This window comes from Bradyrhizobium sp. USDA 4472 (assembly GCF_054058595.1).
The window spans coordinates 4,144,003-4,170,242 of the sequence record NZ_JBSSAM010000001.1 but is presented as its reverse complement, the minus strand read 5'-3'; the positions used below and the strand labels follow the sequence as shown (position 1 = coordinate 4,170,242).

24 protein-coding genes are annotated in these 26,240 nt (G+C 63.8%); 6 read left to right on the top strand and 18 right to left on the bottom strand.

What is annotated here, in order from left to right; translation table 11 throughout:
- Nucleotides 1-149: 149 nt before the first annotated feature.
- Nucleotides 150-1,589 carry an MATE family efflux transporter gene (locus ACVWZ4_RS19310; RefSeq protein WP_456740957.1) on the bottom strand — a complete coding sequence of 480 codons (1,440 nt, stop codon included), beginning with the start codon at nt 1,587-1,589 and terminating at the stop codon, nt 150-152.
- 153 nt (nt 1,590-1,742) lie between these two features.
- On the opposite strand from ACVWZ4_RS19310, the gene ACVWZ4_RS19305 reads away from it, so the two are divergent.
- Nucleotides 1,743-2,318 (top strand): TetR/AcrR family transcriptional regulator, encoded by a 576-nt coding sequence (locus ACVWZ4_RS19305; RefSeq protein ID WP_456740956.1) that lies wholly within the window; start codon nt 1,743-1,745, stop codon nt 2,316-2,318.
- 13 nt (nt 2,319-2,331) lie between these two features.
- On the opposite strand, the gene ACVWZ4_RS19300 is transcribed toward ACVWZ4_RS19305, so the two are convergent.
- Complete coding sequence (locus tag ACVWZ4_RS19300) at nt 2,332-4,653, bottom strand: molybdopterin guanine dinucleotide-containing S/N-oxide reductase (RefSeq protein WP_456740955.1); 2,322 nt, start codon at nt 4,651-4,653, stop codon at nt 2,332-2,334.
- An 860-nt stretch (nt 4,654-5,513) separates the two neighbouring features.
- Entirely contained in the window at nt 5,514-5,675 is a 162-nt protein-coding gene (locus ACVWZ4_RS19295; RefSeq protein ID WP_092239586.1) for a DUF2934 domain-containing protein, read from the bottom strand.
- 372 nt (nt 5,676-6,047) lie between these two features.
- Here ACVWZ4_RS19295 and ACVWZ4_RS19290 point away from each other — a divergent pair, with 372 nt between their 5' ends.
- Together ACVWZ4_RS19290 and ACVWZ4_RS19285 are read left to right on the top strand one after the other, a co-directional pair.
- Nucleotides 6,048-6,926: a carbohydrate ABC transporter permease gene (locus ACVWZ4_RS19290; RefSeq protein ID WP_456738225.1), complete on the top strand. Its 879-nt coding sequence runs from the start codon at nt 6,048-6,050 to the stop codon at nt 6,924-6,926.
- On the top strand, nt 6,923-7,714 hold the full coding sequence (locus ACVWZ4_RS19285; protein ID WP_456740954.1) for a carbohydrate ABC transporter permease: 792 nt from the start codon (nt 6,923-6,925) through the stop codon (nt 7,712-7,714). The genes ACVWZ4_RS19290 and ACVWZ4_RS19285 overlap by 4 nt, the downstream gene beginning before the upstream one ends.
- Nucleotides 7,715-7,724: 10 nt before the next feature.
- Here the strand turns inward: ACVWZ4_RS19285 and dhaK are convergent, their stop codons facing one another.
- The 12 genes from dhaK to ACVWZ4_RS19225 all read right to left on the bottom strand — a co-directional run bounded on the left by dhaK (nt 7,725) and on the right by ACVWZ4_RS19225 (nt 17,755).
- Nucleotides 7,725-8,714 carry a dihydroxyacetone kinase subunit DhaK gene (dhaK, locus tag ACVWZ4_RS19280; RefSeq protein ID WP_456736139.1) on the bottom strand — a complete coding sequence of 330 codons (990 nt, stop codon included), beginning with the start codon at nt 8,712-8,714 and terminating at the stop codon, nt 7,725-7,727.
- Nucleotides 8,715-8,752: 38 nt separating this feature from the next.
- Nucleotides 8,753-9,184, bottom strand: a complete 432-nt coding sequence (locus ACVWZ4_RS19275) for a hypothetical protein (RefSeq protein WP_456699259.1) — start codon at nt 9,182-9,184, stop codon at nt 8,753-8,755.
- On the bottom strand, nt 9,181-10,806 hold the full coding sequence (ptsP, locus tag ACVWZ4_RS19270; protein ID WP_456740953.1) for a phosphoenolpyruvate--protein phosphotransferase: 1,626 nt from the start codon (nt 10,804-10,806) through the stop codon (nt 9,181-9,183). The genes ACVWZ4_RS19275 and ptsP overlap by 4 nt, the downstream gene beginning before the upstream one ends.
- On the bottom strand, nt 10,784-11,098 hold the full coding sequence (locus ACVWZ4_RS19265) for an HPr family phosphocarrier protein (RefSeq protein ID WP_456699261.1): 315 nt from the start codon (nt 11,096-11,098) through the stop codon (nt 10,784-10,786). Before ACVWZ4_RS19265 ends, ptsP begins: the two co-directional genes overlap by 23 nt.
- Complete coding sequence (dhaM, locus tag ACVWZ4_RS19260) at nt 11,091-11,477, bottom strand: dihydroxyacetone kinase phosphoryl donor subunit DhaM (protein ID WP_456699262.1); 387 nt, start codon at nt 11,475-11,477, stop codon at nt 11,091-11,093. The genes ACVWZ4_RS19265 and dhaM overlap by 8 nt, the downstream gene beginning before the upstream one ends.
- The gene (gene dhaL, locus ACVWZ4_RS19255; RefSeq protein ID WP_456740952.1) at nt 11,474-12,088 is read right to left on the bottom strand and encodes a dihydroxyacetone kinase subunit DhaL; all 615 of its coding nucleotides are present in this window, start codon (nt 12,086-12,088) and stop codon (nt 11,474-11,476) included. Before dhaL ends, dhaM begins: the two co-directional genes overlap by 4 nt.
- Nucleotides 12,085-13,092 (bottom strand): ABC transporter ATP-binding protein, encoded by a 1,008-nt coding sequence (locus ACVWZ4_RS19250; RefSeq protein WP_456699264.1) that lies wholly within the window; start codon nt 13,090-13,092, stop codon nt 12,085-12,087. The genes dhaL and ACVWZ4_RS19250 overlap by 4 nt, the downstream gene beginning before the upstream one ends.
- On the bottom strand, nt 13,085-14,182 hold the full coding sequence (locus ACVWZ4_RS19245) for an ABC transporter ATP-binding protein (protein ID WP_456740950.1): 1,098 nt from the start codon (nt 14,180-14,182) through the stop codon (nt 13,085-13,087). The genes ACVWZ4_RS19250 and ACVWZ4_RS19245 overlap by 8 nt, the downstream gene beginning before the upstream one ends.
- Nucleotides 14,183-14,188: 6 nt before the next feature.
- A complete protein-coding gene (locus ACVWZ4_RS19240) occupies nt 14,189-14,401 on the bottom strand; it encodes a hypothetical protein (RefSeq protein ID WP_456699266.1) in 213 nt (70 codons plus the stop codon).
- Entirely contained in the window at nt 14,398-15,351 is a 954-nt protein-coding gene (locus ACVWZ4_RS19235; protein WP_456740949.1) for a carbohydrate ABC transporter permease, read from the bottom strand. Before ACVWZ4_RS19235 ends, ACVWZ4_RS19240 begins: the two co-directional genes overlap by 4 nt.
- Nucleotides 15,348-16,307, bottom strand: coding sequence for a carbohydrate ABC transporter permease (locus tag ACVWZ4_RS19230; RefSeq protein ID WP_456790306.1), 960 nt, complete (start codon nt 16,305-16,307; stop codon nt 15,348-15,350). The genes ACVWZ4_RS19235 and ACVWZ4_RS19230 overlap by 4 nt, the downstream gene beginning before the upstream one ends.
- Nucleotides 16,308-16,408: 101 nt before the next feature.
- Nucleotides 16,409-17,755, bottom strand: coding sequence for an ABC transporter substrate-binding protein (locus tag ACVWZ4_RS19225; protein WP_456736142.1), 1,347 nt, complete (start codon nt 17,753-17,755; stop codon nt 16,409-16,411).
- A gap of 465 nt (nt 17,756-18,220) precedes the next feature.
- On the opposite strand from ACVWZ4_RS19225, the gene ACVWZ4_RS19220 reads away from it, so the two are divergent.
- Nucleotides 18,221-19,453, top strand: coding sequence for a cytochrome P450 (locus ACVWZ4_RS19220; RefSeq protein WP_456740947.1), 1,233 nt, complete (start codon nt 18,221-18,223; stop codon nt 19,451-19,453).
- A 14-nt stretch (nt 19,454-19,467) separates the two neighbouring features.
- Nucleotides 19,468-20,703 carry an MFS transporter gene (locus ACVWZ4_RS19215; protein WP_456742236.1) on the top strand — a complete coding sequence of 412 codons (1,236 nt, stop codon included), beginning with the start codon at nt 19,468-19,470 and terminating at the stop codon, nt 20,701-20,703.
- Between the two features lie 336 nt (nt 20,704-21,039).
- Here ACVWZ4_RS19215 and ACVWZ4_RS19210 read toward each other — a convergent pair whose 3' ends face one another.
- Nucleotides 21,040-24,135, bottom strand: coding sequence for an EAL domain-containing protein (locus tag ACVWZ4_RS19210; RefSeq protein WP_456740946.1), 3,096 nt, complete (start codon nt 24,133-24,135; stop codon nt 21,040-21,042).
- 333 nt (nt 24,136-24,468) lie between these two features.
- Here ACVWZ4_RS19210 and ACVWZ4_RS19205 point away from each other — a divergent pair, with 333 nt between their 5' ends.
- Complete coding sequence (locus ACVWZ4_RS19205; RefSeq protein WP_456699273.1) at nt 24,469-24,696, top strand: hypothetical protein; 228 nt, start codon at nt 24,469-24,471, stop codon at nt 24,694-24,696.
- Between the two features lie 613 nt (nt 24,697-25,309).
- Here the strand turns inward: ACVWZ4_RS19205 and ACVWZ4_RS19200 are convergent.
- Both ACVWZ4_RS19200 and ACVWZ4_RS19195 read right to left on the bottom strand, forming a co-directional pair.
- A complete protein-coding gene (locus ACVWZ4_RS19200) occupies nt 25,310-25,732 on the bottom strand; it encodes a hypothetical protein (RefSeq protein ID WP_456740945.1) in 423 nt (140 codons plus the stop codon).
- An 89-nt stretch (nt 25,733-25,821) separates the two neighbouring features.
- On the bottom strand, nt 25,822-26,166 hold the full coding sequence (locus tag ACVWZ4_RS19195; protein WP_456736146.1) for a DUF1236 domain-containing protein: 345 nt from the start codon (nt 26,164-26,166) through the stop codon (nt 25,822-25,824).
- Nucleotides 26,167-26,240 lie beyond the last annotated feature (74 nt).

The window sequence follows — 26,240 nt, the reverse complement described above, 5'->3', positions numbered from 1 at the left end:
TGAGCGGAACCGTATTCGCTTCTCCGCCGGGCGAAATCAATGAAATGAAAATCCATATTGACCGGCCAGGACGGGCAACGCTTCTCCGTTCGCCGCCAAACAGGAAACGAACGCAGATTGCGGCAGGTGCAGACCGTCCGCAAGCCCTGCTAGGCGCGCGGCTCGGCGCGCCATGTCGACGGCGAAACCATGATCAGCACGCAGATCACGGCGGAAGCCGCGAGCGACACCGTGACCATGGCGGCAAGCCCTGTCATTCCTGCGCCGAAATACGCGACCGCAATCCAGCCGCCGCCGGCCGCGATCAGGATGCGCGCGACCCCGGACGCGAGCGGGCCCATCGCCCGACCCGCACCCTGCGCGGCGAACGAGGTGACGAAGCCAAAGCCCAGCGCCGCATAGGCCGGTGCCACGATGCGCAAGTACGTCATGCCCTCGTTGACGACGTCGGCGTCGCCGCTAAAGAGATGCAGCCACGCCGTTGGAAAAATCGCGACCAGGAGGCCGATGGACCCCGTCATGATCATGCCGGCGGCGCCGCTGATCCAGCCGATCCTTTGGGCCCGCGCGGTCTGGCCTGCGCCCATGTTGACGCCGACCATGGTCAGCGTCGCCGTGCTGATGCCGAACAGCAGCGGGATCATGATGTAGTCGAGCCGCGAGGCGATGCCGTAGCCGGCGAGTGCCGAGGTGCCGAACAGGCCGACCGCACCGGTGACGAGGATGACGGTGAGATTGGTCAATACGGCGTTGAACGCGGTCGGGATACCGACCTTGAGCATGTCGCCGAAAATTTTTGCGCGCAAGGGCACGATGTGCAGCCGCAAGCCGGATGCACCCGAGGACATGTAGCGCAGCAGGAACAGCATCGCCGCGCCATAATAGAGGCCGAAGGCGAGGCCGGCGCCGGCAATGCCGAGGCTTGGAATGGGCCCGAAACCGAAGATCAGCAGCGGCGAGACGGGAATCGTCACGATCGCGCCGATCAGGGTGACCAGCGCAGGCACCTTGACGTTGCCCGAGCCGCGCAACGCCGCCGCCTGGAGATTGACGATCCACGCCGGAATGGCTCCGGCGAAGAGATTGTCGGAATAGGCAATGGCGGCGTCGAGCGCGCCGTCGCGGCCGCCGAGCAGGCGAAAGAGCGCCGGGCCCCCGAGGTTAGCCCCCAGCGTGAACAGCGCGCCCGCGATGATCGCGAGCACGATGGCGTGGAACAAAGCGGCGTCGGCATCGTCGCGGCGGCCGGCGCCGACCGCACGCGCCACGGACGAGGCGACGCCGGAGCCTAATCCGCCATTCGACATCATCGTCATCAGCATGAAGATCGGGAACACCATCGCGGCGCCGGCCAGCGCATCGGTGCCGAGATAGCCGACATAATAGGCCTCCGCGATATTGACCGCGGTCTGCGCCACCAGGACCGTCACCGTCGGCAGCGCCAACTTGAGCAACGTCGGAAGGATGGGCGCGGTCAGAAGCGCGGTGCGACGCTGATCGGCGGTCGCGGCCGCCGGGCGAGGCGCGGCCAGCTGGCGCGCCGGGGCCTCCAGCGCGGACAAGGGCGGGGCGGCGTCTTCGACTGACATTGCCATATTCCTCGTTTGGCTTCCGGGGCCGCCGCCGATCTGACGACCATTGCATTATGCCCATAATGTATTATTATGATCGTAATGCAATAGCAAATCGCTCACGATCCCGTGGCCGCCGTCGAGGCTGACCATGGGAGGGGATCGAGGCCCATGCGCTACGACAAGGGACACAAGGACGAGACCCGCCGGCACATCCTCGATGTCGCCTCAACGCAGTTTCGCGAGAGTGGCATTGCCGCGGTCGGCCTCGCCGGCATCATGGCGGAGGCGGGCCTTACCAATGGCGCCTTCTACTCGCACTTCGCCTCGAAGGAGGAGCTGGTGCGGGAGGTGCTGATCGACGCGCTCACCCGGCGCGAGGAGCGGCACAGGGACAATCTGGAGAACGGCGTAGCGCTCGAGACCACGATCCGCGAGTATCTTTCGACGCGGCACCGCGACCGCGCCGGCACGGGCTGCCCGACCGCGGCGCTGGCCGCCGAGATCGCACGGCATCCGAAGGCAACGCGTGATGCCTTCACCAGAAAGGTCGCCGACATCATCGTGCTGATGGCGGAGCAGATCAGGCAGGGCTCGCCGGAACAGCGGCGGCGCAAGGCCATCACGATCTATGCGACCATGGTCGGTGCGCTGCAATTGGCTCGCGCCGTCAACGACAAGCCGCTGTCCGACGAGATCCTGGAGAATGCGGTGGAGGCAGCAGTTGCGACGGCGAACGCGCGTTGAGGCGTCCGACCCGCTACACCGGATCGAACGCGCGGATCGGCGGCAGATTGCCGGTGAACTTCTCCACCTCGATCGTGGTGAGCTGGCCGGTGCAGCCTTGCGCAAAGGACGAGGTGCCGACGTCGCGCGTCAGCACGTTCGGATTGCCGTGGACGCAGAGCGGCGCCTCGTCTTCCGGGTCCATCGGATCATACCAGGCGCCGGTCGGCAGCTGCACCACACCGGCCGCGATGTCCTCGGTGACATGCACCGCGGCCAGGCACGCGCCGCGTTCGTTGAACAGGCGGATGACATCGCCGTCCACGATGCCGCGCGTATCGGCATCGCGCGGATTCATGCGCGCGACCTCGCGGCCACGATGCTTGGCGCCGAGCGAATGTCCGCCGAAATCGAGCTGGCTGTGCAAGCGCGTCACCGGCTGGTTGGCGACCAGGAAGCATGGCGCGCCGGGTTTCGGCATGTCGCTTTTCTCGAGCCAGACCGGATGGCCCGGACAATCCGCATCGCCGTGGCCGGCAATCTTCGCGGAGTAAATCTCGATGCGTCCGCTCGGCGTCGGCAGGGGATGCGCGGCGGGGTCTTCGCGAAAACTGCGCAAGCGACCGCCATCGTCGGGCTGTTGCGGCACCACCAGGCTCCCGCGCTGCCAGAATTCCTCGAAGCTCGGGGCCTCCAAACCGCGCTTGGCGAGCGAGGCGCGCGTCGGCTCGTAAAGATGCTCCAGCCATTGCCGCGAGCTACGCCCTTCCGTGAACGGCTCGCGGGCGCCTAGCCGATCGGCGAGATCGGCAAAGATCTCGTAATCGTCGCGCGCGAGCCCGAACGGCTCGGCGATGCGATGCATCGCGACCATCAGCGGATCGTTGCTGGAATAGCCGATGTCCTCGCGCTCGAGCGTCATGGTCGAGGGCAGCACGATATCGGCGTGACGCGCGGTGGCGGTCCAGGCGAGTTCGTGCACGACCAGCGTATCGACCTTGGCGAAGGCCTTGCGCAGGCGGTTGATGTCCTGGTGATGATGGAACGGATTGCCGCCGGCCCAGTAGACCAGGCGAATGTCCGGATAGGTGCGCGTCTCGCCGTTGTAACGATAGGTGCTGCCGGGGTTGAGCAGCATATCGGCGATGCGCGCCACCGGAATGAAATCGCGGATACCGTTGCGGCCCTGCCCCAGCGTTGGCCCCGGCACGTCGTTGACGCGACGGCCGTAATAGCCGATCGCGCCGAGCGAATAGGCATATCCGCCGCCGGGAAGACCGATTTGGCCCAGCGCTGCCGCCAGCACCATGCCCATCCAGACCGGCTGCTCGCCATGTTCGGCACGCTGCAGCGAATGCGAGACGGTGATCAGCGCGCGCTTGCCGGCAAGGCGCCGCGCCAGCATGCGGATCGCATTTGCGTCGACGCCGCAGATCGCGGCCGCCCACGCGGCATCCTTGGCCTGCCCGTCGCTCGCACCGGTGAGGTAGCGCAAGAACACCGGCCAGCCCTCGGTGTAGCGGTCGAGGAAGGCCTGGTCGTGCAGACCTTCGGCAACCAGCGTGTGGACCATGCCGAGCATCAGCGCGGTGTCGGTGCCTGGGATGCAGGTCATCCATTCCGCGCCGGCCTCGACCGGCAAATCCTCGCGCAGCGGACTCATCAGGATGAACTCGCAGCCGCGCGCCCGCGCCGTCGCCATGGCGCCGCGCTCGACATGTTTGCTGATGGAGCCTCCGGCCACCATCGAGTTCTTCAGCGCCATGCCGCCGAAGGCGAGCACGATCTCGGTCTCGTCGGCGATCTGCTGCCACGTGACGTTGCGCTTGGTGATGTCCTCGTAGCCCGCCATGATCTGCGGCAGCAGCACCGAGGACGCACCGGAGGAATAGGAATTCACCGAGCGGACATAGCCGCCCATCGCGATGTTGAGAAAGCGGTGCACCTGGCTCTGGGCGTGATGGAAGCGGCCGGCGCTGGCCCAGCCGTAGGAGCCGCCGAACACGGCGCCCGGGCCGCGCGTATCGCGGACGCGCGCCAGCTCGTCGCCGAGCAGGTCAAGCGCCTTCTCCCAGCTGACGGAAACGAATTCATCGCGGCCGCGGCGCTCGTCGGGACCAGGCCCGCGCTCGAGCCAGCCACGGCGGATCGCCGGTTGGGCGACGCGCGCCTGGTGGCGCAGCGCGCCGGGAAAATTGTCGATGATACCGTTCGGATCGGGATCGCCGCCATACGCCCTCACCTCCAGCCCGGCAGCGCTGTTGCGCGCGGAAAAAACGCCCCAATGCGAGGTGTGCGGCTTGAATCCATCCGACAAATCGAGGCCGGAATCGGGGAAGCCAATCGTATCGTCCATCGCGTGGCCCTCATCGCGGAGCGCCGTACAGGCGGCTCCGGTCGTCAGCATCGGGCCAATATAATGAGAGCCGCACGCGCAGGGCAACGCATTACCGATGTCTGGAACCGTACGCATGGCGGCGTCCCGCGAGTTGCAGGCCCTTCAGGGCAAAAAAGGCCTCCACACCTCCATTGCTAAGGAAGCGAAAAGAGGTGCTGGATTGCTTCGTCGCAAGAGAGCTCCTCGCAATGACGGAGCAAGGTGCAACAGCACACTGTTCTGCTGGCGTTCGAAGTTGCAGAAAGCCTTCGCGTGGTCCGAGTTCGAGCCCGAACCCGCCGGCTGACAACAATGGCGGCGGATCGAGCGCGCCGGCGAAATCCACGCCCGCATCGCCGGGCGGCGCCGTAGCCGGCTCGACGCAGGGAAGTGCCGCCCCACATGCCGGCATGTCCGGATCCGGCCAGAAACAGGCCGCAACATCTCGCGCGCGACATGACTCCAGCGTGTGTGGTTTGGGTCACAGCCGAATCGAGCGCCATTGCCTAGAACGGCTGAGCATGGCCGCAAACAAGGTAACGGCGGTACGCACCAGGCTGGGGAGGCGATCAACAGCTGCGGACTTGCGGAGCCGTCGCGGTGAGGAACCCGGCGGCTCTTTTTTGCTCGTGCGTGCGTTCCATCGAAGCGCTGATGCACTCAATGCCAGATCGTATCCGCTTCGACGATCACGGCCCTGATCTCGGGGTCTTCCGCCGTGTTGCACGTGCAGGGCATGCCTGCGCCGCAACGGCATCCGCCCGCCTCTTCACTCCAGACCCGCAGCGGATGGTTTTCACAGACCCATCCCAGACCGCGGCAGAAGGGGCATAGCTTGGTCACAGCGTATCCGGCGTCCTTAAGGTGTTCGATCTGTCTTCGTTGCGCAGCTCCTGCTCGGCCGCGTGCCAAAACTCGTCCTCACGGCCCTCGGGCTTGCCGGCGCGCTCCCACAATTGGTGCGCCCGCTCTCTGATCTCTTGCTCATTCGGCTCGGACAATTGCGTCTCCTGTCATGAAGCGCGGCCTCACCCGGGGTTTTTGGGGCTGGAAGGCGGGGCCGCGCAGGCCAGCCATCGGCGACGACGCCGGCCCGCCGATTCAAGCTTTGATCTGGCGCAACAGTTCCTGTACCTGCGTCACCATAGACGTCCGGCGGTGAAGTTTGCGCCGATTGCGCCCGCTACGTCGTGCGACGACTTCACTGTCGCAACCAGCAATGACCGACGCGCGGAGCTGCGGTGCCATCTTCCGGACTTGTCCGCGGCCCGTGTGGCGGGCTAGTTCAGGTTCGATCCGGAATGCTGAAAGGGCCTCGGTCTCGATCGAGGCCTTTTTCGTGCCCGGACGTGCCCCCGTTGCAATCGCCCGACATGAAGCCTTACGACAACAGAGCCTGGTTCCTGGTGCTTCCCGCGCTGGTCATTGTGACCTTCGTCGGAATCCTCCCCCTGGTCGCCGTCACCAATTACTCCTTCCAGGACTTATTCAGCCTGAACAACCCCTATTGGGTGGGTGTCGACTGGTACAGGAACATCGTGACTTCTGAACGGTTCTACGCCAGCCTGGGGCGAAGCCTTCTGTTCTCGGCCATCGTGCTGTCGATCCAGCTGCCGCTCGGCATCTGGATCGCCCTGTTGCTGCAGCGATCCCGCCAATTCATCGTCAGCGCGGTTCTCGTCCTGATCACCGTGCCGCTGGTGGTGCCCTGGAACATGATCCCGGTGATCTGGCTCAACTTCATCAATCCCAATGCCGGCCTCGCCGGGCGGATGCTGGCCTGGATGGGTATCGGGTTCGACTACAAGTTCAATGCCCTGCACACCTGGATCGTACTTGTCGTGATGGACACCTGGCATTGGCTCGGGCTCGTGGTCGTGCTGGCCTATGCCGGGATCTCCAGCATTCCGCCCGCCCACTATCAGGCCGCAGCGATCGATTCCGCGTCGCAATGGCAGGTGTTTCGCTACATCCAACTGCCGAAGATGAAGACCGTGCTGTCGATGGCGGTGCTGCTTCGCTTCATGGACAGTTTCATGATCTATATCGAGGCCTTCCGCATCAATGCCGGCGGCCCCGACAGCGCCACCGCATTCCTCAGCCTCGACCTCGGCGAGGAAATCCAGTCCTTCAACTATGGACCGTCCGCAGCCCGCTCCATCGTCTACTTCCTGATCGTCCTGACGGTCGCGTGGACGTTCAAGGCGGCAACAAGCACGCGGGCGCCTGATGCCATGGAGCCGGCCAAGTGAAGTCATCGATCGGGCGGATCACCCTCTTCGCCGTGATAGCCGCCTTCGTGCTGGTGCCGCTGGCGCAGACGATCATCACAAGCTTCGTCTCGACGTTGCCGCGCGCCGGGATCGCGGACGGACATTTCAGCCTCGTCAACTACCAGAACATCCTCCAGTCACCGGTCCTGAAGGAATCGATTCTCAATTCCATCATCTATGTCGCGCTGAATGTCGCGCTCTGCCTCGGCGTCGGCCTGCCGGCCGCCTACGCATTCGCGCGCTACGGGTTCGCCGGCGATCGCCAGCTGTTCTTCCTGCTGCTGGTGTTCCGCATCACGCCGACCGTCGTGCTCTCGCTGCCGATCTTCGTGCTGTTCGCGCAGATCGGGCTGGCGAATACACCCGTCGGCATCGCGCTGGTTCATTGCGTCTTCAACATTCCGATCTCGATCTGGATCCTGGAGGGTTTTATCGCCGCAGTGCCGCGCGAGTTCGACGAGACGGCGTTCCTTGACGGCCACTCGCTCCCGAGCTTCTTCTTCCGCCATCTCATTCCCGCCATTGCGCCGGGCATCGGCGTGGCCGCGTTCTTCTGCTTCATCTTCTCCTGGGTGGAGGTGGTGCTGGCCCGCATCCTGACGACAACAGGCGGCAAGCCGATCACCATGGCCATCAACGCGCTGTTCGGCTTCCGGACCGATGTCGGCCTCGTCATGGCGATGACCGTGCTCGCGCTCGTTCCGGGGGTAGCGATGATCTATTTCGTGCGCAATCACCTCGCCAAGGGCTTTGTGATCCGCACCTGAGCCGAATCGACTAGATGCCCCAGCGCAGCGCCGCGGTATGCACCGGGGCGTCCCACAATTCCTTTGACGCGCCGTCGAGCACGGAGACGGTGATCGATGCTCCGGCCATGTCGAGAGAGGTCACGTAAGACCCGGTTAGGAATCGCGTCGCCGTGATCGCCGCCCCGTCCAGAATGCGCTTGGCGCTGTTGGCCATCAGATACAGCTCGATCAGCGGCGTTGCGCCGAACCCGTTGACCAGAAGCAGGACTTCGCTGCCCTTGCTCGGTGCGAGATCCCCCAGGATCGCATTGAGCATCTCGGCCGCGATGTCATCGGCGGATGCCAGCGGCACCCTGCGGCGCCCCGGCTCGCCATGAATACCGACGCCCATTTCCATTTCGTCGTCGGCCAGCGTGAAGTTCGGCCGGCCCGCCGCCGGAACGGTGCATGGCAGCAGCGCCACGCCCATCGAGCGGGTGCGCCTGTTGACGTCATCGCCGAGCGTCTTGAGCGCGGCGAGCGGCAGGCCCTTTTCGGCCGCGGCGCCGACCATCTTTTCCACGATCAGCGTGCCCGCCACACCGCGACGGCCCGTCGTGTAGGTCGATTTCTCGACCGCGACGTCGTCATTGGTCACTACGCTCGCGACCTCGCGGCCGGCCATCTCGGCGGCCATGGTGAAGTTCATCACATCGCCTTCGTAATTCTTGACGATGAAGAGCACGCCCGCACCGGTGTCGACGGCCTCGGCGGCCTCGATCATCTGATCCGGCGTCGGCGAGGTGAAGACCTGGCCCGGACAGGCCGCGTCGAGCATGCCCTGGCCGACGAAGCCCGCATGCAGCGGTTCATGGCCGGAGCCCCCGCCCGAGATCAGCGCGACCTTGCCCGGCTTCAGATTGCGGCGGCGCACGAACTTCCTGTCGGCACCGAGCAGCAGGATATCGGCATGGGCTGCCGCCAACCCGTCAAGACTCTCTTCGAGCACCGTATCGGCGCTGTTGATCAGCTTTTTCATGGCGTCCTCCCGATTATTTATCTTGTGTTCCGAATTCGTCAGCCGATGCTCTCGGCGTAGCGCGCAAGCTGGGCGGCAAAGTCGATGACGAGCTGCTCGAGCGCGCGATTTTTCTTGTCATCGCCGAGATCCGGCACCGTCACGGTAACCGTGCGCGTGCGCGCCTCGCGATGGGCACCGCGCAGCCGTCCCGGATGCGCGCGCCCATAGGCCTGGAGGAAAGCCGTCCGCTCGGCGCCCGAGAGATGGCAGACCTCGAAGATGATCGCGACATGCTTGGCCGGAATCGGCACCAGATAGGCCGGATTGGTGATCTGGCTGACGAAGGAGCGGTTCTTGCCCAGCGCCGCCGCGAGTTTCAAGCGCGTTCCGGATGGCCGGTTGTCGAGCGCCCGCCGCAGGATCAGCTTGTAGTCGGCGACATTGCTGTCGCCCGGCCGGCTTGTGTCTTCGTCGTTATCATCCGTCATGCAGTCACCCCGGCGATGGCGGCCTTGAGCCTGGCCACCGCAATCGGCGAGACCGAAAGAGTCGTCAAGCCTGTCGACAGCAGCGCCTTGGTCAGACGCGTATCCGCCGCGGCATCGCCGCAGAGCGAGACCTCGACGCCGCGCTTGCGCCCGGCTTCGACCGTTCGCGCGATCAGCGCCAGCACCGCGGGATGGCCGGCATCGTTGAGATCGGCGACAGCGCCGATGTCGCGCGCCGCGGCCATTGTGTATTGGGTCAGGTCGTTCGACCCGATGGAATAGAACGCCGCGCCGAAGTCCTCTGCACATAGCGCCGCCGACGGGATTTCGACCATGATGCCGAGCAACGGACGGGCGCAGGCGGTGCCCGCAGCCTTGAGTGCCGCGAACTCCGCATCCAGCATGGCGTTGGCGCGATCGAGCTCCGCAGGGATCGCGATCATCGGAAGCATCACCTTGAGCGTCCCGTGGACAGCCGCACGGCAAAGCGCCCGCAACTGCACGCGAAACACCTCCGGCCGCGCCAGCGACAGCCGGATCCCGCGCAAACCCAGGAACGGATTGCGCTCATCATCCACCGTGACGCCGGGGATTGGCTTGTCGCCGCCGGCATCGAGGGTGCGGATCGTGACCGGCCGTCCAGCGGCCCATTCGAGGATGCGCCGGTAGACCGCATATTGCGCATCCTCGCCGGGAAGTCCCCTCGATCCTTCGAACAGAAACTCCGTCCGCACGAGACCGATGCCATCGCAAATTGCGGGATCGAGGCCTTCGACGTCTTCGGGCGCAGCGACGTTGAGGAGGACGGCGATGCGACGGCCGTCCGCCGTCAGCGCCGGTTTGAGACGACCGGCATCGGCAGCGATCTGTGCAGCATTCGCCGCCGCCATGCGGTCCTCGAAAAGGCGGCGCGTCTCGGGCTTGGGATCGAAGATCACGGTGCCGGCGTCACCGTCGACCAGCGCCACTGACGGCGGCTGTCCGTTCCACGGCAATGGACCCAGTCCAACCACCATCGGGGCACCGCGCGAGCGCGCGAGCATCGCGACATGCGACGACGGCGACCCGCTCGCCAGCGCAATGGCACCGCCACGGGTCCAGTCGACGGCGAGGAACGTCGAGGGCGAGATATCGTCACCGGTGACGACGGATTCGCCTGATATCCTTGCGATCGCATCCGCACCACTCAATCCTGCGAGCACGCGATCGCGAATGTCGACGAGATCCGCGGCGCGCGCCCGGAAATACTCCTCGTCCGCCGCACGATAGCCTGCGATCTCCGCGTCGAGTGCCGTGCGCCAGGCCTCGTCCGCAGCCGTGCCGGTGGCCACAGCTTCATACGCACTTTCCGCAAGCGCATCGTCACCCAGCATCGCGACCTGGAACTCCAGGATCTCCGCGGCCTCGTCGTGAACCGTCGCGATCAGTTCAGCGAGTTCGGCTGCCGCCCCCTCGATGGCCGCCTTCAGCGCTGCGGCTTCCTGAGCCGGATCGCCCTTCGTCACCCTGCTCGCGACTTCTCTCGTCAGCACCGCGACCGGGCCGATGGCGAGGCCAGGCGAGGCGGGATGGCCGGTGAGATGGATCTCGCCCACGATTCTACGCCTCGCCAAAACCGTCATGCACCAGCGCCAGCATGGCCGCGAGCGCCGCGTCGCCATCGGGACCGGCGACGCGGAAATGCAGCGTCGCGCCCTGCGGCGCCTTCACGCGCATCACCTTCACCGGGCTCTTGGCGTCGGTCCAGGGCCCCTCGGCGGCAAGCGCAATTTCGATCTTGGCGGCAAAGCCTTTGGCGCATTGCGTGAGCTTCACCGACGGCCGCGCGTGCAGGCCGACCGGATTGACGAGGACCGCCGAGGCGGTCAGCGGCGCAAACGTCTGAGCCACCCGGTTGGCGTTGGCATCATGCATAGAATTCCTCCGCACTGCGCTTGACGGCGGCCAGCGATGAGCCACCCGAAGATTCGGTCGCGGCGATCACAGCCCCCTCGACCACCGGGGCATTACAGACCAGCACGCGCGCGCGCCGGTCTTCGGGCAGCATCTCGACCGCCATCTCCGAATTGGTCTCGGCACCACCGAGATCGACGAGGATGGCGACGCCCGCCGATGACCAGGCGTTCTCGATCGCCTCGAGAATCCCAGCGACGTTCGTACCGAGCCCGCCATCGACATCGCCGCCGGTCCAGGCCAGCGGCACCGCGTCTCCCACCATCTGGCGCACCATATCGGCCGCACCTTCCGCGATCTTCGGCGAATGCGACACGATGACGATTCCGACGTTGCTCATGGGTTGACCTCGAACTCCAGTGTCTCGACTGCTGCGCCGATCAGAAGCGACGCCGAGCGCGAGCCCGGATCCATATGACCGATGGAACGTTCGCCCAGAAACGACGCGCGGCCGCGAATCGCCTGCATCGGCGTGGTGCGATCGGCCGCTTCCGCAGCCTCGGCTGCGATCGCCTTGGCATCGCCGCCGCCCGCCAGCACGGCGTGCACGGGCACCAGGACATCGAGCAGCGTCTTCTGTCCCGCCTCGGAACGGCCGCGCGCCTTGACGGCCTCGATCGCCTTCTCCGTCGCCGCAACGAGATCGGCGCGGCTCGGCTGCTCCGGAAGCGCCTTGCCCAGTTCCATGAAGAAGGTTCCGACCAGTGGCCCCGACGCACCGCCGACCTTCATGACCAAGGTCATTCCGATCGCCTTCAGCATCTCGGGGAGCGACTTGTCGGCAAGGCCGGGCAACGCCGCGAGCACCGCCTCGAAACCGCGCTTCATGTTCAGCCCGTGATCGCCGTCGCCAATCGCCTGATCGAGGCTCGTCAGCTCGTCCGCGTGTTCAATCACTGAGCCTGCCAGCGCTCGCACCAATTTTTCCCTGGCATCCCGATCGAGGCTCATGCCGCTACCCTCCCGCCGTTCGCATCGAAATACAGCGGCTTGTTCAGACGGAGCGACACGACGTCTCCGGCGTCGAAGCCCGCCTCGGGATCCGCTAGCGTCACGACCGGTCGGCCGGCGAGATCGAGATGGAGATGGCTCTGGTCGCCGAGGTGCTCGACCCGCTTGACGGTCGCCGAGATGTCGCCGCCGCCGCGCGCAATCGTCAAATGTTCGGTCCGCGCGCCAATCGTCTCGACCCCATCAGGCGCGCGGCCGAACAGCGCCGCGGGCAGCAGATTGATCACCGGCTGGCCCAGCCGCGCCGCGACATGCGCGTTGATCGGGTTCTCGTAGATCTCCCGCGGCGTGCCGATCTGCATCAGCCGCCCGCCTTCGATCACGCCGATGCGCGAGGCCATGGTCATCGCCTCGGTCTGGTCGTGCGTGACATAGAGGATCGTCGCGCCGAGATCGACCTGGATCCTCTTGAGTTCGAGCCGCAACTCGCCGCGCAGCTTGGCATCCAGCGAGGAGAGCGGCTCGTCCATCAGGTAGATCGAGGGCGAACGGACCAGCGCCCGGCCGATCGCGACGCGCTGCATCTGCCCGCCCGACAGCTGTGTCGCCTTGTTGTCGAGCTTGGTTTCGATGTGAAGCAGACGTGCGATCTCCTGCACCTTGGCGCGAATGTCGGCTTCGGCCACGCGGCGGGTCGGCGCTCGCAACGAGAAAGCCATGTTCTCGAACACGGTGAGATGCGGATACAGTGAATATTGCTGGAAGACGAAGGCGACGTCACGATCGGCCGGTGCATCGCCGGTCACGTCGCGTCCGTCGATGCGGATCGCGCCGCGATCCGGCTGCTCCAATCCGGCTATCAAGCGCAATGCCGTTGTCTTGCCGGCGCCGGTCGGCCCAAGCAATGCGACGAATTCGCCGTTGGCCACGGTCAGCGACAGATCGCTGAGAGCCTGCGTCCTGCCGAAGGCCTTGGAGACAGCGTTGATCTCGACCTCAGCCATGCGCACCTCCGTCATGCAGTGCAGTGCGTATCGCCCGGCCCGATGCCTTGTCGAAGATCGACAGCGTATCCGGCCGGAACTCGAGCCCGACAGTCTCGCCGGTCCGAAACGACCGGCTGCTGGGTGAGCGGGCTTTGAGCGCACCGTAATGGGTCGTCACGGTCACGATCTGCATCGTGCCCAGATATTCCGTGCCATAGACCTCGCCGCGCACCATGCCGCGATCGGCGAACCGCACATGCTCGGGCCGCACGCCGAGCACGAGCTCGCTTTCCCTCATCGCCTCGCGGGCCGCCGGAATGGCCACGTCGCGCTCGCCGAGCCGGATCGCCTCTGCGCCGGTCTGCAAGCCACTACGGAACGGCAGGAAGTTCATCGGTGGCGAGCCGATGAAGTCGGCAACGAACAGCGAAGCCGGCCGGTCATAGATGTCGCGCGGACTTGCGACCTGCTCGACGACGCCGTTGTTCATCACCGCGATCCTGTCAGCCATCGCCATGGCTTCGAGCTGGTCATGGGTGACATAGACGGTGGTCGCTCCCAGGCGATCATGAAGAGCCCGCAGTTCATGAATCATGGCATCGCGCATCTCGGTATCGAGTGCACCGAGTGGCTCGTCCATCAGAAAGCACTTCGGCTTGCGCACGATCGCCCGCCCCAGCGCGACGCGCTGCCGGTCGCCGCCGGCGAGGCCCGACACCGAGCGGTCGAGGAGATGGGAAATCCGCAGGATGCGCGCGGCCTCTACAACCCGCCGGTCGCGTTCGGCCGCGCCGATCCCTTCGCATGTCAGGGGAAAGCCGATGTTGCGCCGGACATTCATGTGCGGATAGAGCGCGAACAGCTGGAACACGAAGGCGATGTCGCGTGCCGAGGCGCGATTCATCGTCACGTCCTCGCCGTCGAGCCGGATGGTGCCTGCCGTCGGCAGCTCCAGGCCCGCGATCATGCGCAGCGTGGTGGTCTTGCCGCAGCCGGACGGTCCGAGCAGGCAGAGGAACTGGCCGTCCTCCACCGTGAAGCTGGCAGACTTCACCGCATGAAAGCTGCCAAAGGATTTGTCGAGCGCCTCGACCTTGATCTGTGCCATCGCGCGCTACTCCCTTACCTTGGACACGATGGTGAACATCACCGTGCCGAACAGGGTCGTCGCAAACGACCAGGAATAAAGTGTCAGGGACAATGGCTGCATCAGCATCACCACGCCGGCGGCGATGATCGTCGTCGCGATGGCTTCGAGTGGACCGCGGCGCAGAATGCGGTCCGCAACACCACGACGCGCGACGGAGGGGGCGAGATCGATGCTCATTTGCGCACAGCTCCAAAGGTGATGCCGCGCAGCAGGTGCTTGCGAAGCAAGACCGTGAACACCACGATCGGCACCAGAAACAGCGTCGTGCCGGCGGCCACCGCGGGCCAGTCCTGCCCGCCCTCGCCGATGATGATCGGAATGAACGGCGGCGCGGTCTGCGCGTTGCCCGAGGTGAGAAGCACCGCGAAGGCGTATTCGTTCCAGGCGAAGATCAGGCAGAAGATCGCGGTTGCCGCGATTCCCGTGGTCGCCTGCGGCAGCACCACCTTCACGAAGGCCTGGAAGCGGGTGTAGCCGTCGATCATCGCCGCCTCCTCGTACTCGCGCGGGATTTCGTCGATGAAGCCTTTGAGCAGCCAGACTGCGAGCGAGACGTTCACCGAGGTGTAGAGCAGGATCATCCCGAGTCGCGTATCCGACAAACCGATGGTGCGGTACATCAGATAAATCGGGATCGCGACCGCGATCGGCGGCATCATCCGGGTCGACAGGATGAAGAACAGCAGGTCATCCTTCAGCGGCACGCGGAAGCGCGAGAAGCCGTAGGCCGACAAGGTGCCGAGCGCAACGGCGAGCACGGTCGAGCCGAACGCAATGATCAGGGAATTGACGAAGCGCGGCACGTAATTCGAGCGACCGGCGACCACCATGTTGCGGTCGCGCACGATGCTGTCGCACAGCCCCTGCGGCGGTCCCAGCGAGCGGATGAACTCCGGCGTCTGGCGCGAGCGCGTCGTGAACAGGTTGCAGAAGCCTTCGAGCGATGGCTTGAACAACACCTTGGGCGGATAAGAGATCGCATCGTCAGGCGACTTGAACGCGGTGAGCATGATCCAGACCAGCGGGATCATGGTGATGACGGCGTAGAGCACGACGAGCGAGCCGGCAAAGCGCCGCGTCGTGGCCGACGGCTCGACGACCGAATGGGCTGTGGTGACTGATGTCATCGGCTTTTCACCTTGTTCAGCGCCTTCACGTAGATGTTGGCGAGACCGAAGACCGTCACGAACAGGATGATCGCGAAGGCCGAGGAATAGCCGGTGCGCCAACTCTCGAACGCGGCACGCTTGAGCGTGATCGAGGCGACTTCGGTGGTCGATCCCGGCCCGCCGCCGGTGAGCAGGTTGACCATGTCGAACATCTTGAAATTCTCGATGCCGCGGAACAGCACCGCCAGCATGATGAACGGCAGCGCCATCGGCAGCGTGATCGACCAGAACTGCCGCCATTTCGACGCGCGGTCGACCTCGGCGGCCTCATAGATGTAATCAGGGATCGAACGCAGACCGGCGAGGCAAATCAGCATCACATAGGGCGTCCACATCCAGGCATCGACGATGACGATGGCCCAGGGGCTCAGCGTGACGTCGCCCAGCATCTGGAAGGACGAGGCGGCGCGGCCGGTAAAGAAGGCGACGACGTAATTGAACAGGCCGATCTGCGGCTGGTACAGGAACGTCCAGAAATTGCCGACCACGGCCGGCGACAGCATCATCGGCAGCAGGATGATCGTGGTCCACATCCCATGGCCGCGGAACTTCTTGTCGATGAGATAGGCCAGGCCAAATCCGAGCACGGTCTCGATCACCACCGTCCAGATCACGAAATGCGCGGTGACCTGCATTGCCACCCAGATGTCCGGATCGGTCAGGATCGATTGGTACCAGTCGGCGCCGAGCCAGATCGTCGGCACGTTGGCCCTGTTGGCGCGGTAATTCGTGAAAGACAGATAGATGGTCCAGAGCAGCGGAAAGATGTTGATCGCCAGCAGCAGCACGATCGTCGGCGTGATGAAGAGCCAGGCGAGCATCCTGTCCGACAGGCCCCGGATACGGCGCGCGACGCCTGGCCGGACCATGACGGCCCGATAGGTGATCCGCGAAGAGGCACTCAATTCATTCATTGCAGCGACCGATCCTGGCACCCGGCGTCGACGATGCGACTGTTCCGGTCATCTTGAAGGAAAGGCCGGAGCGCGAGCGCACGCGCCCCGGCCAGCGTGCTTCAGAACTTCTTGCCTTCTTCCTTGAAGATCGCTTTCCAGTCCTTCACCAGACCGTCGAGCGCTTCCTGTGCGGTGCCCTTGTCGGCCACCACATAGTCGTGCACGCGCTTCTGCTCCGCCTGCAGCAACTGGGCGTAGGACGGCTCGGCCCAGAAGTCGACGACCATGCCCATTGACTGCAGGAACTCCTTGGCGAAGGGCGCGCTACCGGGGAAGCTCGGATCGTTCAGCACCGATTTGGCGCAGGAATAGCCGCCGAGCGCCCACCACTTCTTCTGGACGTCCCCCCCGGAGAACCACTTGATGTATTGCAGCGCTTCGGCCTGGTTCTTGGAGTAGGACACCACCGAGATGCCCTGGCCGCCGAGTTGTGTCGCCTGTCCGGCGGGACCGGCCGGATTGACGAAGAAGCCGATCTTGTCGCCACCGACATTCGGGTCCTTGTAGAGGCCCGGGAAGAAGGCGAAGAAGTTCATCTGCAGCGCGACCTGGCCGGACTTGAAGGCATCAAGTCCCTCCGACATGTAGGAGTTGGAGGCGCCGGGCGGCGTGCAGCACTTGTAGAGCTCCTTGTAGGCTTCGAGCCCCTTCACCGCGCCGGGCGAATTCACGAGCCCGTCCATCGCATAGGGCTTCTTAGGATCGTCGTATTTGAAACCGTAGTCGTAGAGGTAGTTCGAGACACCCATGGTGATGCCTTCCGAGCCACGCTCGGTGTAGATCGAGGCGCCATAGACCTTCTTGCCGTCGATGTCGCGGCCCTGGAAAAATTGCGCGATGTCCTTGAGCTCATCGAGCGTCTTCGGCACGCCGATCTCGCGGCCGTACTTTGCCTTGAAGTCCTTCTGCACGTCCGGCCGCGCGAACCAGTCCTTGCGATAGGTCCAGCCCACCGCATCGCCCATCGCCGGCAGCGCCCAGTAGTTCGGCGAGTTCTTCGGCCACTCGGAATAGCCGACCACCGTCGCCGGCATGTAGTCGTCCATGCTGATTCCTTCCTTCTTGAAGAAATCGTTGAGCTTGACGTATTGGCCGTTCTCCGCGGCGCCACCGATCCATTGCGAATCGCCGATGATGAGGTCGCACAGCGAGCCGCGCGAATTGAGCTCGTTCAGGAAGCGATCGGCGTAATTGGTCCACGGCACGAACTCGAACTTCATGCCGATACCCGATTTGGCGGTGAAGTCCTTCGACAATTCGACCAGCGCGTTGGCCGGGTCCCATGCGGCCCAGCACAACGTGATGGTCTTGCCCTGCGCCTGCGCGGGCGTGGTCCCCGCTGCGACACCGAGCGCGGCGGCAACAGCCCCGCATGCCACGACAAACGTATTCATCGTCCGTTTCATTGCACGTTCCCTCCGAGTGGGCCGGCCATCGACATGGCGCGGCGTTCCTACCCGCTCGAATGCTTCGAGCAGAGCGACACAGTCCGTGACGAGCTGAGTAACTAAACTAACGTTTCCTCGCGCCACCCGGATTCTATAGGCCCGGCAGGCTCGATTTGTTTAGTGAACCACCATTTACTAAACATTGCAAGCGGCTTTGGCGCCTTCTGCGGGACGATCTGTCTGAAGCCATCGCGCGCCCCGTGGAGGACTCGCTCCGGCTTGCGATTACGATTTTTAGAATTTCGCTGTGAAGGTGCGTCTTCACTGTCGAAGTGTTACGGTCGCGCCAATATCAGTCGCTGCAGTCCTAAGGACATGCCGGGCCCCCACATTGCCGAGCCCAGCGTGACCACCGTGCATATCAAAGATCTTGTTTTTTCCGTTCATGAGCGCTGCCCACGCAGCCTTGGTGAGGAGCTGTTGATGTCAAGCCTGGAAGCACCTGAGAATACCGAGCCGACCTTCAATCCATTCTCGCCAGCCTTCCTCCAGGACCCATACTCTCATTACGCGCGGCTGCGCGCGTTCGATCCGGTTCATCTGGCTCGCTTTGGCGCTTATGTGATCAGCAGGCATGCCGATGTCGGCTTTGTCCTGAGGGATCGGCGTTTCGGCAAGGACTTCATCGAGCGCAGCCGGCGGCACTACGGTCCTGAGATCATGGCGGAGACGCTGTTCGATCACATGTCCCGGACGATGCTGCTCTCCGATCCGCCTCAACATGAAAGGCTGCGCGGCCTCGTCGTCAAGGCGTTCACGGCTCGACGGGTCGAGGCTATGCGGCCACGCATTCAGCAGGTCGTCGATGACGCCATCGATGCTGTCCTCGACGTCGGGAAAATGGATCTGGTTGCGGATTTTGCCCATCATCCTCCGGTCGCCATCATCTGTGACATGCTGGGAATTCCCGAGGAAGACCGGACGCTCTTCCACGCCTGCTCGGAAGACAGCGTCAGAATCCTGGAGTCGGCCCCATTCACGCCCGAGGAGCTCGCGACCGCAAACGGTCGCGTTCAAACCGTCCGGAGCTATTTCGAGCGACTCTACGAGCAGCGCCGCCGCTGTCCCGGCGATGACCTGACGACGCAGCTCATGCAATCCGAGGAGAGCGGCAGCAAGTTGACGAACGAGGAACTGACGGCCAGCATCATGCTGCTGTTCGTGGCGGGACACGAGACCACGATCAATCTGATCGGCAACGGCTTGCTGGCGCTGCATCGAAACCCGCAGCAACTCGCGTTGCTTCGCGACAGGCCGGATCTGATCGGCTCCGCAGTCGATGAATTTCTTCGCTACGAGCCGTCGATCCAGTTCACGGGTCGCGTGGCGCTCGAGGACGTCGAGGATCTCCAGGGAAAAACGATCCCGAAGGGCGCGAACGTGTTGTGTCTTCTGGCGTCGGCCAACCGCGACGAGGCGGCCTATCCGGATCGGCCGGAACAGCTCGATATCACCCGACATGGCGGAAGAAATTCATCGTTTGGCGGCGGCATTCACTTCTGTCTCGGGGCTCAACTTGCGCGATTGCAAACAGAGACAGCCGTCGTTACGCTGCTCCGGCGAATTCCTGAATTGCGGATCGACAACACCGAAAATCCCGATTGGAAGCCGAAGTTCGTCATGCGCGGGCTGAAGACGTTGCCCGCGAGCTGGTAGTTGACGGCCTCCTGGTGGACGCGTCCGGACAAGGGAAAAGCGCAGGGTTGAGGCTGGCGTTGCCCGGGGGATCCTTGAAGGACAAGAAGTGGCTGATTCTCACAGCGCTTTTCCTTGGGCGCTGCATCATGGGGATGCAGTTCCAGAGCGTGGGCTCGCTTGCGCCGCTGCTGAAGGCCCAGGACATCGATTACGGCCAGCTTGGTGTTCTCATTGGCGCCTATCTGGCGCCGGGTGTGTTGCTGTGTCTCCCTGGCGGAATTGTCGTCTCGCGGCTCGGCGACCGGGCATCTGTCATTTTCTGTCTCGTCCTCATGGCCTGCGGCGGCGCCCTCGAGCTGCATGGCAGCTGGATGGGTTATCTGGCGGCGAGATCGATCGCGGGAGCCGGAGGTGTCGTGCTCACCGTCGCCGCGACCAAGATGATCGCCGATCGGTTCTCCGGCAGGAATCTTGGGCTGGCCATGGCCGTGTTCGTCAATGCATGGCCATGCGGCATCGCATTGTCGCTGGTCTGCCTGCCACCGATCGCTCAATCGTTCGGGCTGCTTCAGGCCCGTGCGTTCCTGCTGGGTCTCGTTGTCGTCGCGCTGCTTCTGAACGTGCTCCTGATCCCCAACACGGCCGGGCCCGGCGCGGTCGCGTCCGTGTCACTGCCGCGAGGGCTCGCCCTCCTGGCGATCTCGGTGGTCGGCGTGCTCTGGGGAATTGCGAATGCGGCCTTTGCCACCGTGTTCGGCTTCGGTCCGGCGCTGCTCGTGGAGAAGGGTTTTGTGGCCAGTGTTGCGGGCTCCTATGTCAGCATCGTGTTGTGGATGTCGCTGCTCTCGATCCCGGCCGGAGGGATCATTGTGTCCAGACTGTCGAAGCCAGGTGGCCTGATCGTCCTGTCCCTGGCTGTCGCCGCGGGAGCGCTGGTGGCGGTGCCGCACATGCACGCCAATATCGGGCTGTTCGTGCTGATCGGGATCGTTTCCGGCTTGCCCGGCGGCGCCATGATGACATTGCCGGCGCAGGTGTTGACCACGGAGATCCGGGCGGTCGGCATGGGTGTCTTCTACACGATTTCCTACGCCATCATGCTCAGTTTCCCTGTGCTGCAGGGTCTGCTTGCCCGCTCGGCCGGGTCGGCTTCCATCACCTTCGACACCGCGGCTGTCGCGATGCTGCTTGCCATTCCGGTATTTGGCGTCTTCGCGTTGCTCGTCCGGCGGCCTGGCGGCGATCTCGCTACCGAGCCGAGCTCCTGACGCGGAGCGGCCGGAATCGCGTCAGCGCATTTGACGACACGTCAGCGAATTCAAACAGCAGACGCGCGCCTGCACTCTTGCGAGTGATTTCGTCCGAGCTTTGCCTTGTCGTTCCGCCCTTCAAATCCGAGAGCAACTGGGATCGGAGTAGACCGGCGATCGGACGGGCTCAAGGCTGGTGCTGGCGCACCCCCGCCTTCGGCGGGGACGAGCGCGGATGAGTGAAAAGGAAGGGCCGCATTCCGTTTCCGGGCGATCCGGTATCTGCGAGTATGGAGACTGGTTGGCACACCTGCGTCAGGCGCATGAGCCAACGCCGAATTTGTCAGTCAAAGCTCACTCAGCGGCGGCCGTTCGACAAGGCGTTTGACCAGAAGCAATCCTCTCTTGCCCTGCGGCTAGACGTCGTGGGCGCCCGATCAGATATCCCTGCATCTCGTCGCATCCTTCGCTGAGAAGGAGCGCCATCTGGGTTTCGGTCTCGATCCCTTCTGCGAGAACCGGGACACCAAGCCCGTGGGCAAGCCCGATCACAGCCCGCACAATTGCCAATGAGCGCTCGCTCTGACCGAGAGAGGCGACGAAAGACCTGTCAACCTTTATCCGGTCCAACGGGAACGCCTCGAGATAGGAAAGCGACGAATATCCGGTCCCGAAATCATCCAGCGCGATCAGGACGCCGAGTGCCTTGAGCGCCTCCATCGTCCCCTTGGCGCGAGGGACGTCCTCGATCAGGACGCCTTCCGTGATTTCAAGTTCCAGCCGGGCGGCTGAAAGGCCGCTGTGCTGCAGCGCCTTGCGCACCTGCCGATCGAGGTTTTCGCGGCGGAACTGTGCCGCCGAGACATTGACCGCCACTCGAAGCGGCTGATCCCAGGAAGCCGCTTCAAGGCAAGCTTCCATGAGGACCCAGTCGTCGATCTCGGCTATAGCGCCGCTCTGTTCGGCAATCGGGATAAATTCTCCTGGAAGAACGACGCCACGAACTGGATGCCGCCAGCGAACCAGCGCCTCGTAGCCCAGGAGAGTGGCTTTCCGATCCTGCTGCGGCTGGTACTCCAAATATAGCTCTCCACGCTCGACGGCGCCTCGAAGATCGTGCTCGAGCGCACGGCGGTCGCGCAGCTGCTGATCCATCGCGCTCGTGAACAGACGAATGGATCCCCTGCCCTCATGCTTGGCGCGATAAAGCGCGGCGTCCGCATTTGCCAGCAGGGCTACGGCGTTGTCCGCATCTCTCGGATACAGCGCGACGCCGATACAAAGGTCGATCCTCAGCGCATGGCCTTCCACTTCGATCGAACGCTCGAACTGCGCCCGCATCCGCGTGGCGAGCAATTCAGCGGTTGCAGGCAGCGGCAGCTGATCAACAATTCCGATGAATTCGTCGCCACCAACGCGCGCGACGTATGCGCCCTGCGCCGCCTCCTGCAGCCGCCGGGACGCTTCGCGCAGGACGGCGTCGCCAACCGCATGACCAAAACGATCGTTGATCTCCTTGAAATGATCAAGGTCGATGCAAAGCACCACGAAGCTAGCATCCGTGAGCTCCGCGCGTTCGATGGCGGCGCCGAGTTGCTCGTCCAGGGCGGCCCTATTGGGCAGCTCGGTCAGAGCATCATGACAGGCGAGATAGCTCACCCGCTGCTGTGCTCGATTTCGCTCGGTTACGTCGAAGGCCACGCTGACATCAGCCGGCTGCCCATCGTAGAGGAGCGGCCTCGAGTCGATCACGACCTGGATCTCTCGTCCCTCGGCGGTCTTGTGGACCTCGAAATCGCTCTGTCCTTGCTTTTGCTCGCCGTATTCGAGCTCGTGCTCGGACATCAGAAGCAAGTCATGGCGAGAATAGCCATAGTGCCGGCACAGCGCGCCGTTCACGGCCAGGAAGCGCCGCGTGGTCGCCTCCGCCACCCACATGGGAAGAGGGTTCTCCTCGAACAGGAGGCGGAAGGACGCCTCGCGGCGCTTCAGGTCGGTGATGTCGATCCGGACTCCAATGCTGCCTCCGTCGCTGGTCCGCCTTTCCTCAACCCGGATCCAGCGGTCACCAATCAGATGCTGCTCATGCGAGTAGTGCGGCAACGCGTGGCGGGCCAGGCGGTCAGCGAGCCATTGTTCTTCTCGCCCCACGGCCTCCGGGTACTGCCCCGCCGCCAGGCCGGCGCGAAGAATGATCTCGAAAGGTGTGCCGACGGCCAGTGCGTCGCGACTTGCGGCGTAGAGCTCGGCATACGGACGATTCCACAGAACCAGACGATCATCCTTGTCGAACACAGCAAGCCCTTCGGGGACGACATCGAGGGCTTCGGTCAGGTGGGTGTGAGCGGCCCGCGCGGCTGCTTCGGCCTGCTCGGCCGCGGCCTTGGCTTCCGTAAGAGCGGTCTCGATCCGATGACGCTCAGTGATGTCCTCGTGAGTCGCGACCCAGCCCCTTCCCTCCATCGGACGATGCCGTATCCGCACGATCCGGCCGTTGCTCAACTCCACGGTGGTATCCGAGCTTTCGGCGATTACCGGCGCGCTGTTTCGCCAGACGAGATAATCTTGCTTCGACATTTTCGGCGCGCTGCCGACCGAATAGCGGAGATCGACGATGTCGTTCAGCTTCATGCCAGGGCGGACCACCTTCGGATCCAGATCATAGATCTCGAGGTACTGCCTGTTGCAGACGATCAGGCGCTGATCATCGTCGAAGAAGCATAGGCCTTGGGACATATTGTTGAGCGCCCTGTCGAAGCGCTCCGCGAACGCGGTTGCGGTCTGCTCTGCGGCTCGGGCGCGCTCGCCCTCGGCAGACAGCCGCCCGTGGGTCTCGACCAGTTTGACGAAAGAGCGAAAATTGGTGTTGATCATCCTGGCGAGCAAGGCGAGCAGCGCCAGCAGATTGATCCCGACCGAGACCAAGACTCCGTCGCCCGAGAGCAGCAGGAGGGTCGCGATCGGTGCGCCGGCAATCAACATCACCAGCCGAGACGCCGGCGGGAAGCTACCAAGGCAGTATGCAGTACCGACGCAGCCCATGAACAGGAGAAGAGCCACTGACACTCGCAGTGCCGGCTCGACCACTACGAACAACGCAAGAATCCAAATCACGAAGCCGGAGCTGAGCACTATGGCGGCGAGACGGACCTTTTCAAGCTCGCCGTAGGCTTCTGCGGCCGTGAAATCTGTCTTCTTCAACCGGAGCCACTGGGCTATCCGAAAGAAACAGGCAGCAAGGAGAGCGGCTGGCAAGGCAAATCGCAGCCACGCCGACACTGTATTCGGAAGTAACAGCCCGACACTGATGCTATTGACCAGGAGCGCGGCGTAAAGGACCGGGACCTGCTGGCGCAGCACTCGGAACTGCTCAACGAGCAACGAGGCGCCGAACCGATCGTTCGCATCGCCTACAGCGAAAGACTCACGAAATCGCGCGAAGAAGCCCATCAAGATTGTCCCGGCCGTCCACACGTTAGGGCGGAGAGACGAAGGACCCGTAAAGACATTTGGTGTTTCGGGAATTAACGGCAAATCCCTCAGCTTATAACATATGTTAGTCGCGCCACGGTTTCTGTTCGGGACGCAACACCACCAAGCTTGGTGGCACCTACGTGCAGACGCACATCGGGCTTCCGAACAGGAGTTGGCGATGGCCGCTTTCTTCCTTGCCCTGGCACATGCAAAAACATGACAGCACTCTGCATCGGGAAGAAAGGGAACTTTCGCGCCCCGCGCGCCGTTGGCAGTGACTACTTAGAAGCTACTGGAGGAGAGGACATCATGAAGAAACTGATCGCATGCGGCGCTCTCGCCGCCTTTGCGCTGGGTACCCAGGCGGCGAGCGCGGCCGAGTTCTATATCGTGCGCGATGCGAGCACCAAGAAGTGCACCGTCGTGGACAGCAAGCCGACAACGACGACCACCACGGTCGTGGGCGACGGCATCTACAAAACCAAGACGGAAGCCGAGTCCGCCGTGAAGACCACGAAGGTCTGCACCGAACAGTAATCAGGGTGCTCGGCCGTAAGGCCCGTTAAATCTGCTTGCATATATAGAGGAGAAGATCATGCCCGTACTTTTGCTGTGGGCGGTTCCCGCCGTCATCTTCGTCGGCGGCGCCGGATACTTCCTGATTCACACGCACTGATTGCAATCTCGACGGCAAACGGCCAGCTCGGATCCACGAGCGGGCCGTTTTGTTTTGTGGAGCCCGAACTGCGGCCCACGGGGCGGGCAACCGACCAGCGCCGAGAAGCTTCGTTTGCTTCGTGCGGACGAACGCGCCGATCCTTTCCTCCTGTTGCGCTCCTCAAGACTGGCTTCGTCGCGGCGACGACTGGCCCAAATGATCCTGCGGACAGAACGAGCTTAGCACGCCCTGTCTCGACCGCGCTCGCGCGCTGCTCGCCGGCGCTGCAGCCTTCGGCTGCGGCCCGTTCGTCTGGCCACAAGAAGCGGTGACGCTTGCGTTGACACTGAAGATTCCGCCCCGGGCGCAGCGCCGCCCGTCTGCATCTCAGCGGACTTGGCCTCCACGTATTCGAGCACGGCCCGCCCCTTGTCCGTGATCCGCCATCCCCCGTTCAGACGCGCGACAAACAGCATCTCGCACCGGCATTCCTCACCACCATCCGCTGGCAAAGGGGTCGGGCCGCTCCAAGGCGAGACGCCGGTCGGGAGTTCTTTTGTGTAGCTTTGCCGAGCGCTTCGGATGGGCGCGGGTCGCTGCGGCCGCGCGCACAGGCGTCTCTTTCTTCGGCTCGGCGGCAGGCGTTGCAGGCACCGCAGCCATGGCTTCGCGCACTTGCTGCTGAGGTTCTTCAGCAGGTGGTTCGGCCTTGGCGATTGCGGGCAAATCGGTGCGAGCGCGGGTGTCGAACACGATCTTCTCCGGGAGGCTTCTCGCTGAGGCGATCCGGATGATGGTTCTGTCTGGCTCGGACGGGCCCGCCTGCTCGACCGGCGCCGGCAGATACGAATCCGCAGCGAAGAGCAGCGCCAACAGCAGCCCGCCGACGAAGACGAAATAACGAATGATCGGCATGAACGGCCGCTCGCAAAGGAGAAATCGGGTATGGGCGGGAAAGGATTGGAGTGACGGGGGCTGCTTTCAGCGACCCGCCACTGGAGGGCTTAGTCGATCTCCTGGACGACCGTGCGGGTCGACGGATCGACCAGCATCACGCGCTCGCCCGAGTAAACATAGCGGTACTTGGTCAGCGAGGGACCCCAGTCGGCAGGCACCGCCTCGAGTTCGACTTCGCGGGGCACCGGTTGACCGACGACGATCTTCTCGCGCGTCTCAACGGGACGGACCTTGTGTTCGGTGACGAAAGTGCGGATCTTTGTGCGATATTCCGGCTCGATCTGCACGGCAGCGGTGTGACCCGTGCCGGTCGTGGTGACGACCGTGGACTGCGCCATCGCGCCCGTCGAGATCAGCGCGACCATCGCGGTCGTCAGTAGAAGCTTGTTCATTTTGTTGGTTCTCCTCGCCGTCATATGCGGCATGCGAGAACTTACGAATGACGGCAAGGTTCCGGAAAACGGCC